This is a genomic window from Aliivibrio fischeri ATCC 7744 = JCM 18803 = DSM 507 (assembly GCF_023983475.1).
In the GTDB taxonomy this organism is placed as follows: domain Bacteria; phylum Pseudomonadota; class Gammaproteobacteria; order Enterobacterales; family Vibrionaceae; genus Aliivibrio; species Aliivibrio fischeri.
Genome location: NZ_CP092713.1, coordinates 546,776 through 562,161, shown reverse-complemented (window position 1 = coordinate 562,161; position 15,386 = coordinate 546,776). Strand labels below are relative to the sequence as shown.

The 15,386-nt window shown below is 33.4% G+C and carries 10 protein-coding genes; 1 reads left to right on the top strand and 9 read right to left on the bottom strand.

What is annotated here, in order from left to right:
- Window positions 1-188: 188 nt before the first annotated feature.
- On the top strand, window positions 189-1,073 hold the full coding sequence (locus AVFI_RS16160) for a hypothetical protein (RefSeq protein ID WP_188863790.1): 885 nt from the start codon (window positions 189-191) through the stop codon (window positions 1,071-1,073).
- Between the two features lie 47 nt (window positions 1,074-1,120).
- On the opposite strand, the gene AVFI_RS16155 is transcribed toward AVFI_RS16160, so the two are convergent.
- The 9 genes from AVFI_RS16155 to AVFI_RS16115 form a co-directional block, all read right to left on the bottom strand.
- Window positions 1,121-2,110: a glycosyltransferase family 9 protein gene (locus AVFI_RS16155; RefSeq protein WP_188863789.1), complete on the bottom strand. Its 990-nt coding sequence runs from the start codon at window positions 2,108-2,110 to the stop codon at window positions 1,121-1,123.
- 63 nt (window positions 2,111-2,173) lie between these two features.
- Window positions 2,174-2,413 carry a hypothetical protein gene (locus tag AVFI_RS16150; protein WP_188863788.1) on the bottom strand — a complete coding sequence of 80 codons (240 nt, stop codon included), beginning with the start codon at window positions 2,411-2,413 and terminating at the stop codon, window positions 2,174-2,176.
- A gap of 111 nt (window positions 2,414-2,524) precedes the next feature.
- On the bottom strand, window positions 2,525-3,148 hold the full coding sequence (locus AVFI_RS16145; protein WP_054775976.1) for an EAL domain-containing protein: 624 nt from the start codon (window positions 3,146-3,148) through the stop codon (window positions 2,525-2,527).
- A 150-nt stretch (window positions 3,149-3,298) separates the two neighbouring features.
- On the bottom strand, window positions 3,299-3,601 hold the full coding sequence (locus tag AVFI_RS16140; protein ID WP_054775975.1) for a helix-turn-helix domain-containing protein: 303 nt from the start codon (window positions 3,599-3,601) through the stop codon (window positions 3,299-3,301).
- Between the two features lie 407 nt (window positions 3,602-4,008).
- Window positions 4,009-4,482, bottom strand: a complete 474-nt coding sequence (locus AVFI_RS16135; RefSeq protein ID WP_188863787.1) for a hypothetical protein — start codon at window positions 4,480-4,482, stop codon at window positions 4,009-4,011.
- A 45-nt stretch (window positions 4,483-4,527) separates the two neighbouring features.
- On the bottom strand, window positions 4,528-5,886 hold the full coding sequence (locus AVFI_RS16130) for a DUF1552 domain-containing protein (protein WP_054775973.1): 1,359 nt from the start codon (window positions 5,884-5,886) through the stop codon (window positions 4,528-4,530).
- Window positions 5,886-11,468: an Ig-like domain-containing protein gene (locus AVFI_RS16125; protein WP_188863786.1), complete on the bottom strand. Its 5,583-nt coding sequence runs from the start codon at window positions 11,466-11,468 to the stop codon at window positions 5,886-5,888. Before AVFI_RS16125 ends, AVFI_RS16130 begins: the two co-directional genes overlap by 1 nt.
- Window positions 11,469-11,647: 179 nt before the next feature.
- Entirely contained in the window at window positions 11,648-14,761 is a 3,114-nt protein-coding gene (locus tag AVFI_RS16120) for a hypothetical protein (RefSeq protein WP_188863785.1), read from the bottom strand.
- A gap of 152 nt (window positions 14,762-14,913) precedes the next feature.
- Window positions 14,914-15,225 carry a helix-turn-helix domain-containing protein gene (locus AVFI_RS16115; protein ID WP_054775968.1) on the bottom strand — a complete coding sequence of 104 codons (312 nt, stop codon included), beginning with the start codon at window positions 15,223-15,225 and terminating at the stop codon, window positions 14,914-14,916.
- Window positions 15,226-15,386 lie beyond the last annotated feature (161 nt).

Here is a 15,386-nt window from a genome sequence, read left to right as displayed (position 1 = left end):
AAAAAACAGAAGAAATAATTATTATTAATTTAATGTCGCGAGATAAAATAAAAACCTATAACACATTGAAACAAATAAAATCAAAGTAATAAAATAAGCAAAAAAAAACAAATGTAATTATATAATGCTAACTTTAATAAAAAACAAAAATATAAAGTTAATTATCAACTTAAAACTAGGCTTTAATTATGAAATTTAGCGAATACTTATTGTTAATGATAAACAAAAACAAAAAAAAACAAAAAGAAATGATTTGCGATCTAAATTTAAAATATAAAAAATTAAACTCACTTGATGAAGTTACGTTTAGTCGCTGGATTAACTCTAAGACCTCTCCCTCCTTAGAAAAACAGTTATTAATCGCACACTATTTAGAAAAAGGGGCTATCAAATTTATAAAAAATATAGATATACCTAAAAATAAAAAGGCTGTAGAGGTAGCCAAAAAAGATGCTTTTATGAAAATAAACAACAAATATCATGATATTTATTATAGTAAGCCATTAAAAAAAGAAGAATCGCTCCATTTAATTTATGTAAATAAAAATATGCATATTCCATCACTTGAGTTTTTTTACAACCCTTCCAATTTACATCGTTTACTATTATCACATAAAGAAAATTCAAATATAAATATCACAGTTCTTGCAATAAAAGACAAATGCTCATTTATTGGTCATTTAACATTAATAAGAAAGATACACAATGCACATTTATTTTTAAAAGAAACTAATATAAAACCTAACGAAGACTCAATTTTAATAGATTTTGGTTACTTTCCTGATGAATCAACATTTTCATTACTTATTGGACATATGTTTGCTCATCTAATGTCGGAAAAATTAAAAAACCATGATGTATACATCATGTTAAGAGGGAAAAACTTTATCAATCTTTTAGAAAAACTCGGAGGTATACTAATAACAGCAATAAAAGAAGATAATTATGGAAATATTTTCATATTAAAATTCAATTTTATAAAGCTATTAAGTGAACCATTTATACTTAAAAAAGTTCAATTATGTTATGAACATCATAATGAATTAAAAGAAAAACTTAAAATTAAAATATAAAAAAAAGCTTAGATACTAGTTGTATCTAAGCTTTTTTTATATCTCATTTATAAAAACTGTCTAAAATCTAGATTATCAATATCTTCTATTTGAACATTATGTGATAGTTCATTTAATACCCCGAATACTTCAGGATCTGTTTTATTATATAAACCAAGGCAGCGACAATTAGACGCATCGGCTAAATGCAAAGGTCCTGTATCACAACTAATAAATATATCAACATTTTTTAAGAAACTCGATAAAATACGCATGTTTGAATTATAATAATATAATGAATCATCATTCAAAGGACTTGTTATATCTGGGCTTAATATCTCTATCCATTTAATTTTCTGTTCTAAATCATGTTCAATTTTAGATAAAATCTCTCGCCATTGTAAGTCAGATAATCTTTTTGTTCCTCTTGCTCCTCTAAAGTAAGCAATACATAATTCATTACCAGCATATACATCTTGCCTATCTAACAGACCAGTGACTAATTCTTTATCAGTTAACTCAAGAAAATGAGATACATTTTTACATTCAAAGCCTAGCTCTGAAATTAAATATAACCGACTCAGCGCAGCATGCTTTAATTTATCTCTTTTCTTAAAAGTATGAGTAAAAACAAAATTTCGGCGCTTGTGAAAAGGAGCTATTTTATTTCTAGCACTAAGCATAGAACAGATCAAGGTATCTTCAACTGATGAATAAGGCTGAAAAATAAGATCGAACTTTTTTCTTCTTGTTTTTATAATAGAAGAAATAAACTTAAATGCCGCTCTAGCAGAGAAATGAGAAAAAACAAATTCATCAATTCCCATACCAAGAAAAACCTCTCTCTGCCATTCATACTTTAAAATTAGTGTGATATGTGCATCTGGATATTTTTTTCTTATCTCCTTAACAAAGGGGATAAGAAAATACATATTCCCAATTCTTTTATTATTCCTTACGATAAGGATATTTTTAACAGCCTCAGGATTTAATAAAGATACATCATTATATTTTTTATTATTAAAAATATAAAATAAAAAAGGTTCCATCCACTTCATTTTATCTCTACGTACTTTATCCAGTTTACGCAGTAAATCATTAAACAAAACCATAATATCCAACTATTTTTTTTTAACTTGATGATAGTACTTCAAACGTTTATTATTATAAATATTTGAAATTATATAGTCTTTTCTACCTTCACCTAAAAAATCAATCGCTTTTCGCATTAAAATTCTATCTATGTAATTCAGGTAATAAATTTTATTCATAATTACCTTTATTCCATTATTTACTGTTAAACCTTCCTTTTGCAAGCACTTCAATATCTCCATATCTAACTCAGTCAAATCATCAAACATCTTTCACCAATTTTATAAAAAACAATAGAGTATTGATTCTACTAATCATTAAAAGCTTGTCACATAGCACTTATAAAAAAAACATAACAAAAAATCCTATAATATACTATTTTATGAATAATAATTTCCGATACCAAAACAATAGTGCTTTGAAACAAAATCTAGCATAAGCTCATTATTTATACCTGAAACAATTAGTGTAATATTTTGGGCTCTTAGTGCTTTAATTACATCTGATAATAGTGATTGATTAAACTGAAACATTTCTTCAACAAAAGCCTGACTAAGCTTTACAACATCAAATGCTTTTACTTTCTTTATAAAGCCAAGGTTGGTTTCCTTATGGCCAAAATTACCCATCCAAATCTGGAAACCTTTTGTTTTTAAATTCAATATTTCAAAATCATAACGAGCTACAGATAAAGTATCCTCACCTATAAATTTAAGTGAAACCATCAGATCATTTTCCGTTTTTAAGGCTTCTAAAATAGGTAAATACTCAGAATTAAACCAATCAAGCTTTAACAACCTTAAATTAACATTTATGCTGATCAAGCATTCTCGAAAAGTGGACAAATACTCAACCTGTTCAATTAAAATTGTTTTGAACTCCATATCTGAAAGATAGGAAAAATCTACAACTTCAAGATTATTTAAAATAACTAATAAATCATAGGCCAATACTTTTCCAGAAGAAGAGTATATTTTATTTACTTTATATGTATACTTTGACATTTTTCTATCTTATACTTTTATATTCGAAATAACTATCGCACAAAAGAAAACAAGTATACATAGCACATTAATTTACAAATAAATAAAAACGCCTAAAGTTATCATAAATATTGAACTCAATAATATAATTTAAGCCTTTAGGTGATAAATTTATTCCTCTAACACAAAGTAGCCAACACCTCTTACATTATAGACTTTTACATTTTCTGGTAAAACTCGCCTTACATTGTGAATCAATAACAATAAGCTGCTTTGACTTACAATAGAATCAGGCCATACTGCTGCATATATGTCATCATAAGAATGTATATGTCCTACTGGTTGACTTAACATAAGAGACATAAAACGACACACCTTCTTATTAACATATACAGTGGAGGCTAAACAACTAATACTGCTATCTTCTTTTCTTTCTAAGCATGTCGTACACATACTTTTTAAACGACCTTCCATTTAGCGCCTACTAACATTCTAATATACAAATTAATAATAATATTTATTGATTTTATTAAACGAAGCATTTAACAAAACCATCACGATCAAATTACGATTTTATCTATATCTCTACAACACCAAAAGCTAATAATTATTATTATTACAAAGACAAACAAATAGCACAGTTTAGTTGCGAAAATTAAACCATTAAAATCAAAAAACTTAAACACATAGTTGTGCTTTTTAAATATCAGATTAAATTATAAAATAAATAAAATGCCTACATGGAGAGTGAGTTGCAAATTCAATCTGAATTTATTTATATAAAAAAACCAGCACTTTGTTAAATAACAATGTACTGGTTAGTATGATTTATACATATCAAATATTAATTAGAGCTTTATCATAGATATAGTTACTTTTAATCACTGAACAATAAAGTTTAAAGTATAGTCCTTTATTAATGAAGGGAGCTTAGCTTTCATTTTATAATTCTCCCATAACGTCTTGCCGTCTTTTTTAGCCTCAATATGTACAAATAAAAATGCTTCTTTATCAAACTCTTTCGTATTTATTGTCAAACTATATCGACCAACAAATCCTGTTTCATATGTTGCTTTAACATTTTGCTTCACTATAGTTTCAACTTTTCCTTGTTTATCCATACTCTGAATAGATGCTATCGCAGGCACTTCAACGAACGGTAAACTTTTATCTTGTGTATAAAATGTACCATTAATTGTAATTAATCTATGACTCCTCCCGCTATCATTTTCTAGAGCACTTACTTTTTTATTCTCCATCATCTGATTTTTAGTTTCTCCTTTGGATAAAGCAGAGATATCTTCACATCCAAACAGCAACCACGCATAAAATACAATAATTAATTTCTTTTTCATCCTTTGAAAAAGGCCAGACAGTAACTACTGACTGGCCCAACCTCCTTAAGTCACATTATTAAAAATACCAGGGATAACACTTACGTCACCACTGTAAGGAACATTTGTTCCCATCGCTTGTGCTAATGTTGCCCAAACACGTTGAAAATCGACCTGTTTACCTGCTTGCCAATGGTTTCGGTCACCATATTGAGAAATGTTATAATAACGCCCATTTCCAGTACCATTATTAAGTAACCCAGATGCTCCACCAACCATAAGCATTGGCATATTATATTGATGTTCTGGTGCACCATCTGACATCTCAGAAGTAATAACCACTAATGTATGATCAAGTAAAGAATCTCCAGGGACATCAGGATCCGCATGACTTGCTAATTCATCTAAAAATAATTTAGCTTGCCTTGCATACCACTTACGGCAGTCTTTCCATTCTTGTTCACTTTTATAACGGTGTGCTAAATCATGTGGGTTCGCATTCAAACTTGCATCTTTAATAACAATTTGGTCTGCTGAACGTCCAACTTGGATTGTCGCCACTCGCGATACTCCGCAGCTTAATGTCGTTGCTACCACTTGGTGATGACTTTGTTGAACAACATTACGATAATCAGGGGACATTATTGGACTATCCGCTGGCGGAATAGGGTTACATTGCGCGGTAATTTCTCCTGTATTATTCATATCCGTGACGACCTTTTCCATGGAATCCAAATGGGTATCCAGTTTCTGCTTTTCAGCCCCACTCACTTTACTTCTTAACAGCTGAATGTCTTCATTAATAGGATCAAACAAGTGTGTTCCTTTTGAGCCAGTTGAGCCTGCCGTTTTATTTTCATTGATATAATTCACACCAAATACATTTTCAAACATCAATCTAGGGTTCGCATGAGGTGTACGTTTATTCCCACCATTCCACGAAACATACCAATTAGTATGATCCACAGCATGAGGGCCTGCAAACAGACTTCTTTGGGATGGATCGGTTCCAACCATTGACTCCCCAAGTATGACATCAATTGAAGATTGGCTTTTATTTCTATCACGTAATACCTCTGCCCATCCTCCATGACCAGCATTCCCTCCACCAAGCATCATTCCTTGTAAATATAAAGATTGACTTTGATAAGCTGCTAATTCTTGACTCATCTCATTTAGTAAAAAGTTTTCAGACTCTACTGCGTTCCCTATATTTTTAGGAAACCATAAGCCTTCATTATATTTCCCTTGAAAGCTATCGGTAGCAAAACCATCTCCAATAACAAAGAAAACAACTTTTGTCTTTGCCTTTCCCGTTGTTGATGCTTGCGCCATACGGGTTAACCCACCTAATGATAGCGGAGCCACCACACTTGATGTAGCAGCAGCTTGTAGAAAACGTCTACGGCTCTTTAAAAATGTCATTATTCATCATCCTTTTTAAATTTAAACATATGAGAAGTGGCTAAAGTTTTGAGCATTTCATGAATCGATCCACTTTCCTTTAACTCTTGGGTCATATCTTGAATACCAGCGGTTGATTCTGCATCAGCTTCTACTCCCATAGCGTAACGGAAGTAACTGTCAGCTAAACATTGCATAACTGTTGTATTTGTTGGGAAGTGAGCAGAAATATCTCGTGCATTCTCAAACTCTAAAATCACGTTCATTCCTGTATTGTCACGTAATGGACCTGAAGCATCGATTGATAGTACTGTACCTGGTTCGTTATATGCCACTTCTTCTGTTCTCCATTCACCAGTTTGACTATAGTTTTCCAAAGAAGCTCCCGTATCATTCATAAACTGATGACATTCCCAGCATTGACCGGCAGAAGCAAACTCTCCGTTAATCGTATCCCAACGCTCACGTGTGGTTATTGCTGTATCTGGTAACTCAATAGAATCTGGGTCGACATCAACCGGCACTCCAATAGTTCGGCATAGTAGATTTTGACGAATCATTAACCCACGTTTAACTAAAGAAGTCGCAGCATAATCCGAGTTAATCACTTGTGTTAAACCATGATGCAATAAGCCACCACGCTGACCTTCTTTTGAGCCTACTTTTTCAAACTCATCACTCACTACCCCATCAATACCATAATGTTTAGCAAGGGTCTCATTAACAAAAGTAAAGTTAGGATTAAACAACTCTGTAAGTGTTCCTTCTCCTTCCGTTAAAAAGTAACGAATAAACTCAGCTTGCTCTTGAACCATCGCATTCACAACATCAGGAGTTAACCCAGGTTTCTCTGGTAGCTCCTCAACTTTGGTATTAATGTAATATCCAATGAAATCAGTAAAGCGCTTTATGCCTTTTTCACTTTGCATCATAGAAGCAACTTGATCAGCAATCTGAGTATCTGTGTCTAATTCACCTTTCGAAGCTTTAATAAGCAATGATGTACTTGGTGTTGTACCTAAGAAACTGTATGACAAAGCAGTCGCTAATTCATACTGAGATAACTCATATGCTGATTCGTCTGAATTCCACGAACCTAATTCTGAACGATACAAGTAATTTGGTGACAGCAACATAGCAGCAACTAAATCACGCGCATCATATTGAGATAAGAAAGAAACAAAACGCGACGTTTCAGCACTATCTAACGGTCTACGATAGACCTTCAAACCAATTTGGTTCACAAAGTCAGTTGCATTGATATTCTCGGAATAACCTATTGACTCTAAATCTAAGCGATCCGCAATATCTACCGCCATACTATGGTATTGCTTCATATCTTCTGGGAGAATAACACCATGATTTGCCTGACCTGCGAATATAAATTCACGCTCATATTTATCTTTTGGTAACTTATTTTTATCAATAGTAATATTAAATAAATCTTTAATACTATTAGAATATTCATAAGCAGTTAACAAACGTACTTGTCGATTACCAAATGAGTCTGTTGCATTTAAATAATCATTCCAAACATCATCATATAAATAATCAGCAATTTCTTCAGCACATGTCCTATCACAATGCCCAGAAACATTCATACTCATGATTTTATCTAATAACGCATCATAGCCAGCATTACCCCATACAGAAGCTTTATTTGCATTATCAAAAAACTCGCTTACACCACCATTTTCACCCGCACCGTGACAACTAGCACAATTTTTATTAATTAAATCCGCACCATCATTAAACGCTTCATAATCAAATGTTAATTTATGCTCTAAGTTTGACTCATTAATAATCACTGTTTGTGCCGATGGACTTGGTAAATAGTTATTAAAATAAGGGTATTGTATTTCATACGAACCGTATTTTAGTTCTTCTGATAGCGACTCCCCCCAAACTAACGTACGTGTAACCTCCTCTTGTGTTTCAGTATTAATAATTAAAACATCAATATTATCAACACTAATATTAACCGGCTTTGATGGCGCGGTAATAGTTGCCATACCAACTAGATCTACGGGTTTTTCTTTATATGCTAATATAATATTTTCACTTGGGTTAGAATCAGAAATAATAATCTCATATTCACGAATTTCAGGAATATAGTCACCAACATCATTTAAACGAACGTTGTAGGTACCGTTTTCAAGGCCATCAATATCCATATCTCGTGCACCCCACGCCATATGAAATTTACTTTCATGCCCATTCTGATGAATAAGAGCACCACTTATTAACTCATCGCTAATACTACGATCTGGAGCCTCACTTGGTACAGAAAAACTGACTTGCTTAACATTTGCTCCACTTGGGTTTAGAGTTAGACGATATAATACACTCGCTTTATCATCCGATACCAACATAGAACCATCTTCTAATTCAAGAAACTCTACTGGTCGCCCAATACAAGCATCCGTTAAGCATTGGTAAGTCTGAACACTAGAGCGATCACGCATCCACCCAGTAATAAGCGGACGTTCATGAATAACTTTTGTACCATTCTCTATCGTCACCATACGTAGTTCTAAGCCAGGATATTCAGTAGAGCCATTAGCATGCGTTGCATAAACCAAATATTGCAATTCATCTTCTTTAGAATAAGCGTCCCAGAATTGAACCCCTAGCGGCGCATTACTACTAAATACATTAAATGCAGCTGGTGAATAATCCGATGGTTTTATAATACTATAATCCACTTCTGGAAGAATTGAATTTGGTGGAATAATATTTGTGTATAACAGATTTTTTTTCCAATTAGCCATTTCTTCATCTAGCAATCCGCGCACTTTTTTCCCAAAGAAATAAGGGAAACCAAAGTGTTGCTCACCTGGAGTAGAAATACGGTTAATTTCGCCAGGGTTAATAAACTGTTGTCGATTATTATCACTAAACCATATTTCTCCCGTTTTAGGATGCCAATCAAACCCTACAGCATTACGAATACCACGGGCCATGATCTCATAATCTCCAGTATCAAGATCAATCGCAATAATCGTTCCGTAAAGCTCCTCATCGGGAGTCTCACAAATATTACAAGGGTTACCAATAGCCGTGTATAATTTATTATCACTCAAATCAACGGTATTAAACTTAATTGGGTGCTTCTGATGTTGCCAACGAGCCTTCCAATGCGTCTCTGGCGGAATAGGCACTTTTGTTCCATCTGCTGGGTAAGTAAAGATTTTCTCAGCTTTTGGACGGTGCTTAAATGTTTCTGAAATATTAGAGATCTTATATAAAGCCCCAACAGTCGCATAATAAAGCGTATTATTACGATAAGCGACACCGTGCGGCTCTTCACCTTCAGCGACAATATAAGTTCCAATAGGTTGTTTAGTCTGAGGATCTAACTCAATCGCATAAATAACACTACCTAGGGGATCATGATCCAATTTAATACCCGATGAACCAACAAAAATAATATTATCACCCTGAGCTAATGCTCTTGCTTGGTAAACGCCTTCAGCAAATAAGTCAACATTTACATCACCAAGCGGAAATAAAGCGTCTGTTTCAATAGGTGCACGGTAAAGAGCATCGATTGAAACCTCACGCTCTTCAGTTTTCGTGAAATCAACTAACCATGGTGAAAAGCGAGGTAAATAACCACTAACCTCATCTAAAATCAGCTGATATTGACAATCATTGAGTTCATCAGTATAAACCGTTTCTCCCCATGAGCCTCTGATTTTAATTCGCTCTTCTGTTGATGGACAATATAATTCACCAGTTAACTCTTGAGTACTTAATTCAGATGGAGGGTTCAATAAGTCTTTATGAGAAAACTCAGGGAACGTTAATGTTAGACGATTACCATTAAACGCTTTATCTACATAAAAGTCTTCAGTTACGGTACGAGTTTGAGCACCCTCATCATCCGTCGCGACAGCAAATAACTGATAGTTTCCTTCAGGCAACCCTTGATGGGCTAGAATAAATGGAGCCTCTTCTGATGAACCAACTAACGCACTATTTAAATAATAGTCAACACGAATTACTTCACCATCATCACTTGCTGATGCACTAAATTCAAAACTCGTATTAGCAAACACCTCAGGCATTAATAAAGAAATAGTTGGCGCAATATTTTCAGTTGCTTCACATGTTCCTTCAACGTCCCAGGCATCTTTCCAGTATTCATTACCGTTCCATGCAACACCGGGTTCATAAGCATTTTGCCCACACCAACCAAACTGTTTACAAACATAAATGGAACCGTTATTTTGCACACGGTCTCCTGAGTTATACTGCTCTCCATTTGCATAAAATGGCAAATCACAATCAGCTCCCTCACCTGATTCATTCAATTTACTTGCCGTTATTTTAATTGAACTAGAACGAGTAATATTGCCTTCTTTATCAACGGCCTCAGCAAATAAAACACTTTCACCTTCAATAGCAGTAAAAGTTGCGGTATAAGGTGATGAGGATAAGGATTTGAATAATTGATTGTCACTATAAAAACGAACTTCTTTTAAATCATTGTCTTTATCTGACGCGTTAGCAATAAGAGTAATAACCTCACCAACGATAGTTTCAATATCACCCTTTGGTGATAACAAAGAAATCACAGGAGGATGACTCTCAACTATTGGCTCTACTACCTTTAGCGCGTAAACTTTAGATTCTGTTCGATTTTCTTTGCCATCAAAAGCCACAACATTAAAACTATACAGCCCTTCTGATATTGGTGTAAATTGATAAACAAAAGGCGCCTGTGTCAATGTCTCAACTTTCTGTCCGTCGATGTAAAACTCAACCCCCTCTAAATCACCATCAATATCACTAACGTTTGCAGAAATCACCACCGAGTCACCCAATGCGATTTCTTGCTCAGCAATAGGAGCAACGACCTCAACCACAGGTGCAGTACCTTTATCCGCTTCAACCGTAATTATTTGGGTTAAGCTTTGTGTAACATTTCCTTTTTCATCATATGCATGTACGTAAACAGGATAAGTTCCTACATCAATATTACTTATAGGTGTTGTAAATGGCGATCTCTTAACATCTGCGACTTGACTATTATTTACAAAAAACCTTACACCTTCTAAGTCATTGTCTATATCAGAGGCAATTGCTGCAAGCGTATAATTACCTCCTTCCTTTATTGTTATGTTGGTATTTGGCTTTGTTAATGTTACCGACGGTTTATTGTTATCAGAAACCTCATCTTCAACGCTTAATTGAAAAGACGACTCAACCACTTCCTGATTTAAAATACCACCATACCCAAATGTCATTGTAATCTTATTTCCAGGAGCTAACAGTACTGATGATCCACTGTATGAATTAAATCGAACCACATTTCGATAGCCTTCATTCTCTGCATTTCCTACCTCCAAATTTAGGCCGGCCCCTTGTACTCCCCAAGGGGCGCTATACAATTGAGTTGGTGTGACAAAACTAAATGTCTCATCATTCAATTCAATGGGGTTAACACCATCATTCCTAATACTTATCTGATAATTATTCCAATGATTAGATACGGTAGAGGGAGCTACCAAACGACCCGATGTACTTTGGTTTAAGTTTACTTCCGCGTTAACAGAACTAGCTATAGCGATTGACATGGGCAATATAAATTTATTCATTCCTTTTCCTTTCATTCATCCAACACAAACGAAAGGCTAACAACAAAAAAACAATATTTCTTTAGCATAAAAAAAGATAAAAAAAAGAAAATGCCAAAATATCATGACACCCCACAAAAACAAAAAACAAAATTAACAGGAGGAAATCTAAAAAACCGACATTTCCTCCCTGTAACTAACTAAAAACTAATAAATGAATTTTTTAAAACTAAAGCCTTTGCGATAGCCCCAGAACTAGGTAAAGAAAGCCCTTCGTTAAATCCAATGACAGCATTACCTTCATCATTTAATATTCCTCCCATGCGTTTATATTCACTCCGACCGATAACAAGAAAGTCCAAACGCTTTTTTTTCTGCGAAAAATACTCGCGACAAATAACTTGATCTTCTTTACCTATTTGAAATGATGCTCCCTTAATAATATTTTTATACTCGCCACTTGCGGCGACATCAGGAGCCAAACTATATAACTGTCCACGGCAAAGCTTATTATTAGATTGAGGTGTAGTCATCTTACCCTCACAGTATCTGACCAATAAATTGATTAAACCACCACCAGATAGTAATTCCACTTTCTCAATAGTAGCTCGGTTGCTATGAGTAAAAATATCAGAGTCGATAACACTCGCTTTATACCATTGACTTATCTGATAAAGACTTCTGTCAGATACTGCTATTAATACCGGATATCGTTTATTATCCACAACCATAATATCTTGAATCGAATCTTCCTCATCTATCCCTTTAATAATTCGATCATTACTTCTAGGTGCAAACTCAAGCCCTCGGGTTAAATAAAGAGCTCTTTTTATTTTTCTATCCAATTTTATATCACACAAGAACAGAGCATATACCTCGTTATACATTGTCATATTTTCTACAGCCGATATAACCCTAATAATTTTGCTATCAGCTTTGCTCCAATCAATTGTGCTCTTAAATCCTTTAGTATTAATATATTGAAGCTCTCCGAAGCTTGCATATTGATAGTTGTCATTAACACTACGTTCAAAAGAGTATATACGCCCAACTTTGTCTTTTGACGCAACAATCGCGTTAGGGTAAGAAACACCATACCTTAACTCTAAATCTGCATTACTCTCCCCAATAAAATCAAGGGTCTTTAATGACATTCTTTTTACATAACTAAATCCACTTGAATCCTCAACGACTGATAGGTAATAGCCAGTGTCTTTATAAATACATCCTCGAGGTACTAGCAATTGTTCAGTAAAGTCTGCGATAGGAGGTAATATTTCAGGTCTAGGTTTTAATACGTCATATATTAGCTTTGCAATTATCAATACCCCACCAATAACCATTAATGCAATACCTAATGGGCCAGCAAAAGCAATGCCTTGGAATACAGCAAAACCAAGAATAAAACTAATTGCAGTTATTGTTGTGTTAAGAGCTTCAAAAATAATATCAGCTGTATTTCCATCAAGGGTAGCCGTTTTTAAAGCATCTACGGCATAATAAAGTCCTACGACAGAAAGGAAAAAAGTCACTTTTGTCGTTAATTTAGCAATAATACTGGTATTAAATAATGAATGAGCAATATTAACGATAGGCCGATTAATCAACTTTTTAGTATTTTTAACACCTAACCAAAAATCTGAAAACGCAGAAAACCTGATCGTCGCATTTTTTAAGCCAGTAGGCGTCATTCTTTTCATATAATTAGAAATAGCTTTAACACCAGCATAATAACCAATACTTTCAACAGCACCAAACATAGTAGTCCCTAGTCCAAGTTTATAACTAAAGTTAATCTGCTCTTCATTTGATGCTGTTGTGGCCCACACATAATGGGTACTGCTAGTTAAAAATAGAAATATATTAGCAATTGCAGATGGGGCAAGTATAGAAGGCTGACCAGACATTTTGACAATTCTCTTTGTCATTCGATTTTGCTTCCATTTTACAACATTACCAATTATGCTTTTTCCCTTAGAGCGAAAACGTCTCCTCATTAATAATTTAGAATTTCGTGCATCTTCCTCCAATAAAAGCAGCTCTTCTGATTTTTTAATCTCAGTTCCAGTTCTAAAACGCTTTCTTTCCTTAACATAAGAAAATTGCTCACCTTTTATAGGGTCGATAAATTCAGGAAATTTACTTTGTAAAATTTTAAGGCTTTTCTCACTATATACACTACAGTCAGCCCAATTCACTTCTTGTAAAGTGTTAATAAAATCATTTTGATTGTATTTATTAAAAAAACTTTCCCAAAACCCTTGAATTTCAGAGTTACTGTTTGTGCGAAGCATATTTAAAGTTTCATGCATATTATCAAGATTATTTACCGTAGAATAAGCATCCTTTTTATACCCCCACTTAACACTTAATGACGTAGCTAAACAAATAGCGCCATATATTGTTTCATCAAAACGCTGAATTTGAGCTTCAGTTAAGGTTTTCAGCCCTCTATTTAGGCAGGTTTGATTCAAAGATCTAAGGGTCGTAATCAAACTATTCGCATTTTGATAATGATATTCATCTCCCCCTTTACAAATATCCATCCCATCAATACAAGCCTCAATTTTACCTTCTTCACAATACCATTCATGTAATTTTTCTCCCCATTCATCAGGCTTGTTAAGCTTGTATCGATGCAACTTATCGCCTTGAGAGCTAGTAGCAAACGATGTCGCTAAACAATATAAATCGTCCATCACTAACTTAAACGCACTACTTTCTTTTTCTCTATTTATTGATAAATTAATCGAGGTCATATCCCATGAGTTTAAACTTTTCCTCTCCTCCCTAGATAACTCATTGAACACTTGAGGGGCTTGGTAATTCCCTTGAATGAGTTGAGCAATAAACTCAGGCATAATTTCAGAAATATAATCATAATGCTTCATAACAAGAGAATGAACATCAGTAATACTATCAGACATACCTAACACCTTCTCATTAGGTAAAATATCACCGCCAATTTGCTCGGCAATGCTAGGGAAATCTCTTTGAAATACAGATTTAACCATCTCGTTAAACATAACATTTGAAATAAATTGAACTTCATCAACAGCTTCATCAAATGTGATCGTTTGAGCTATGCCAACGCAACGTAATGCATTCGTTTTTCTTGTATAGAAATTAATACTATCAAGGTCAACAAGTGTAAGCCCTGAATGCGATGTATTAATTTTACACTTATTAACAATTGCAGAATATACAGGCTTTGGAATAAATGCGCAGCTAACAGCCGCTAATGTTGATAATGAAGAATAAGCTAAAAAGTTACGTTTAGATAAATCGAAATCAATATTCATCTTTTTTTTCATAAGAACTCCATTATAAATATAATTGTAATAAAAAAATGTAAATAAAATCATTACTAATGATATAAATAATAGTTCCAATAAGAAATAAAATAATAATCATTTCTAAAACGATTATTATTTTATATTAAAGATACGATTAATTATCTTATATGTTAATTCTTAGACAAAAAGTACCCTTTACCTCTAACATTATAAATTTTTAGTTCATTTGGAAGGACTTTTCTTGCATTATGAATCAAGAGAAGTAAGCTATTGGAGCTTACAACAGAATCTGGCCAAACAGTATCATAAATATCATCATATTTATGTATATAACCGATAGGTTTACTTGTCATTAACGACAAGAAACGACAGATTGGTTCATTAACAGGATAATTATCTTTAACCTCATGCTTAACACCTTTTTGATCATTTGTTTTTTTATCACAACAAAGCTTACATGATAGTGTTAAATGCTCACTCATAATTACTAATCCTTATCATAAAACCCACATACTTAAAAAAGCAATAAATAACATTTTTATTAATACAGAGTATGGATTTTACAAGAACAAAGAATAAATAGCATAAAATAATAATTATTTAACCTAAAGGTAAAAAATCAAAAAAATTCACAATAATAAAA